General features: G+C 64.3%; 3 protein-coding genes. All 3 read right to left on the bottom strand.

Annotated elements, in window-relative coordinates:
• Positions 1 to 972 (bottom strand): multicopper oxidase domain-containing protein (locus I8N66_RS36575; protein WP_291165312.1); only part of this gene is annotated, 972 nt, incomplete at its 3' end.
• Positions 973 to 1,072: 100 nt separating this feature from the next.
• Positions 1,073 to 1,552, bottom strand: a complete 480-nt coding sequence (locus I8N66_RS36570; RefSeq protein WP_291165309.1) for a hypothetical protein — start codon at positions 1,550 to 1,552, stop codon at positions 1,073 to 1,075.
• Positions 1,549 to 3,834 (bottom strand): CusA/CzcA family heavy metal efflux RND transporter (locus I8N66_RS36565; RefSeq protein WP_291165306.1); only part of this gene is annotated, 2,286 nt, incomplete at its 5' end. The genes I8N66_RS36565 and I8N66_RS36570, both read right to left, overlap by 4 nt.

Here is a 3,834-nt window from a genome sequence, read left to right as displayed (position 1 = left end):
GGGCAAGGCAAGCGGAGCGTCGAGGGAATGCTCGCGGATCGGTGGCCTCTCCTCGTAGACGAGCTGCGTCAGCCGATAGGACAGGCCATCGTAGAAATCATCGATAACGTCGTAGCGCCGGCTGGGTACTCCCTGCACATCGAGCATCAGGTCGATCCGCATGGCCGGCCCGAGAAAGATACGGCCGCCGTCGGGTTCATGGGGATCGCAAGGCTGGCCGTCGATCGCGACGACGACGGGCCGATGTCCGTCGAAGCGCAGCGCCATGATCCTCGCGAGCGAGGCGTTGATGAGGCGCAGCCGTACGCGCTCGCCCGACCGGAACGTTTCAGCCTCCGACACCCGGCCGTTGAGCGTCACCGTATTTCCGACCCGCCCGGACATCCCCGCTTCCATTCGGTTGCCGAAACCGGAGGCGATGCCGCCGTCTTCGGTCAACCGCCAGTCGGAAAGCACCCAGACAACGTCGCGGTCGACCGCGACGGGTTCGCGTTCCTCTACGATCACCGCTCCGGCGAGGCCGCGGCCGAGTTGCTCGAGGCTGTTGGCGTGCGGGTGATACCAGAAGGTTCCCGCATCCGGCGGCGTGAACTCGTAAACGAAGCTCTCTCCAGGCTTGATCGGCGGCTGCGTCAGCCCGGGCACGCCGTCCATCGCATTGGGAAGCCGAATTCCGTGCCAGTGGACCGTCGTCTCCTGGTCAAGGCGGTTTTCGACGACGAGGCGCGCGGGTTCGCCCTGGCGAAGGCGTACCAGATCGCCGGGCACAGTTCCGTTGTAGGTCCAGACGTCCGTTTCTGGCCGATCCTGACCCGCAAGGCGCGCGCGATCAGGTGCGACGACGATCTTGTAGTCGTTCGACGAAGACGCCGATTGCGCCGGAATGGCTGGCAAGGCTGTTGCCAGCAGAAGACCCGCGCCTGCCTGGAGCAGTTCCCGGCGCGAAACAGGGCAGTTGGATTCACTATTCACTTTCGATCCTTCCGATCATCGTACACGGCGGAACGCGTAGGCGTTGCCGCGCATGGGTTCGCTGGTCCGGCAAAGCTGCTTAGTCGCAACCGTCGGAAAATCAGCCGATGTCGAAGGTTCGTGGTGGGGCGGGATCGGGCGGCCAGACCCAGCCGAAGAGAAACGGCTCGCGGGCAGCAACTGGAGCAAGCCTATCCCCGGCCGGAATGTGAATCGCCGTGGGCAGCGGCGCGACGACGGGGGCTGCGCAGAGCTTGCCGCAGGCCATCGCCTTCATTGCGCCTGCCTGGTCGGGACAATCCTGGCAGTCACCGTGGTCGGACATCGTCATTTCCGCCATGGTCGCCATCTTCGCAGCCATGCTGCTCGCCTGGGCCACCGACAGGCTCATCCCCGCGGCGACGAAAACCGCGAGGAAAAAGAGGCCAAGCTGTCGGACAGACCAGCGCTTCATGACGAAGAGAATCGCGCCGAACCTCCGGGAATACAAGCGATGATGCGCCCCTGCGGAGACCCGCCGCGTCAACACTGCGTGACGCGGCGCAGGCCCAGACCTTGGCGCATCGTTGCCATCCTTCATTCGGCCGCTTCCTTGAGCGTCAGATCGGTGGATTCGACCACTGGTCGGTCGTCGGTGCGGGCTGGCAGTCGCCAGCCCTTCACCAGTCCGTAGATTGCCGGGATGACCGCCAGTGTCAGCACCGTCGACGAGATCATGCCGCCGATCATCGGCACGGCGATGCGCTGCATGATTTCCGATCCGGCCCCAGTGCTCCAGAGGATCGGCACCAGCCCCGCGGTGATCGCCACGACCGTCATCATCTTCGGCCGCACCCGTTCCACCGCTCCGACCATGATCGCGTGATGCAGGTCATCCCGCGAGAAGGTGCGGTCTTCGCTGGCGCATTCCTCACGGCGTTCGCGAAGCGCCTGGTCGAGATAGATCAGCATGATCACCCCCGTCTCTGCCGCCACGCCAGCAAGCGCTATGAAGCCGACGACCACCGCCACCGAGGCATTGAAGCCCAGCCACCACATCATCCAGATGCCGCCAACCAACGCGAAGGGCAGCGACAGCATGACGATGAGGGTTTCGGTCAGCGCCTTGAAGTTCAGGTAGAGCAACAGGAAGATCAGGGCGAGCGTCAACGGCACGACGATCGCGAGGCGCGCCTTTGCCCGTTCCAGATACTCGTACTGGCCGCTCCAGGCGACCGAGTAGCCGGGCGGTAGCGACACGCTCTTCGCGACGGCTGCTTGAGCTTCGGAGACATACCCGCCGAGATCGCGGTCGGCGATGTCGACGAAGATATAGACCGCGAGCTGGCCGTTCTCGGTCCGGATCGTCGTCGCACCGCGCTCGAGCTTGACGTCGGCGACAGCTCCGAGAGGCACCGTGCCGCCGCCGGGAAGGGCCACCTCGATGTCGCGCGCGATCGACTGCGGATTGCTTCTGAACGCCCGCGGATAACGGACGGCGACGCCGTAGCGCTCCCTCCCCTCGACGGTCAAGGTGACCACCTCGGACCCGAGCGCCGTGGCGATAACATCCTGCACGTCACCGATGCTGAGGCCGTAGCGTCCGAGCGCAGTGCGGTCTGGCACGATGTCGAGGAAGTATCCGCCTATGACGCGCTCGGCATAGGCGCTGGACGTGCCAGGGATGGACTTCAGTACCGTCTCGATGTCGCGCGCCACGCGCTCCATTTCCTTGAGGTCGGTGCCGTAGACCTTGACGCCGACGGGCGTGCGGATGCCCGTCGACAGCATGTCGATGCGGGCGCGGATCGGCATGGTCCAGGCATTGGAGACGCCGGGGAAATGCAGTGCTGCGTCCATTTCTTGCTTGAGGCTGTCGATGGTCACGCCTGGCCGCCATTCCGACTTCGGCTTCAGGGTGATGATCGTCTCGAACATTTCAGTCGGAGCCGGATCGGTGGCGGTAAGCGCTCTGCCCGCTTTGCCGAAGACCGTCTCGACCTCGGGGAAGGACTTGATGATCCGATCCTGCGTCTGCATCAACTCGGCTGCCTTGGTCACCGACAGGCCGGGCAAGGTTGTCGGCATGTACATCAGCGTGCCTTCGTTGAGGGTCGGCATGAACTCGCTACCTATCTGACGCGCAGGCCACACCGTTGCGGCGAGCGCCGCAACTGCGAGCAGGATCGTGATCGTCTTCGCCTGCAGCACCCCGGCAATGATCGGGCGGTAGGTCCAGATCAGGAAGCGGTTGAGCGGGTTCTTGTGCTCGGGCACGATCCGGCCGCGCACAAACAGGACCATCAGTGCCGGAACGAGCGTCACCGACAGCAGGGCAGCCGCCGCCATGGCGAAGGTCTTGGTGAAGGCGAGCGGCCCGAACAACCGCCCCTCCTGGGACTCCAGTGTGAAGATCGGCAGGAAGGAGACGGTGATGATCAGCAGGCTGAAGAACAGTGCCGGGCCGACCTCACTTGCCGCCTCGATCAACACTTCGGTGCGCGACTTGTCCGGCGGAGCGCGCTCCAGATGCTTGTGGGCGTTCTCGATCATCACGATCGCCGCATCGATCATCGCGCCGATGGCGATCGCGATGCCGCCGAGGCTCATGATGTTGGCGCCGATGCCGAGCGCCCGCATGGCGATGAAGGAGATCAGGATGCCGATCGGCAGCATGATGATGGCAACGAGCGCGCTCCTCACATGCAGGAGGAAGGCGATCGTTACCAGGGCGACGATGATCGACTCCTCGACCAGCGTGCCCTTGAGCGTCTCGATCGCCGCCTTGATCAGCTCCGAGCGATCGTAGACGGGAACGATCTCGGTGCCAGCCGGTAGGCTGTCCTTGACCGCGGAACTTTTTTCCGGTGCTCGATGCAGCCT

This window comes from Ensifer sp. SSB1, assembly GCF_016652895.1.
In the GTDB taxonomy this organism is placed as follows: Bacteria; Pseudomonadota; Alphaproteobacteria; order Rhizobiales; family Rhizobiaceae; genus Ensifer.
Note: the sequence above shows the minus strand (reverse complement) of the source record. Positions and strands in the feature narration are given on the sequence as shown.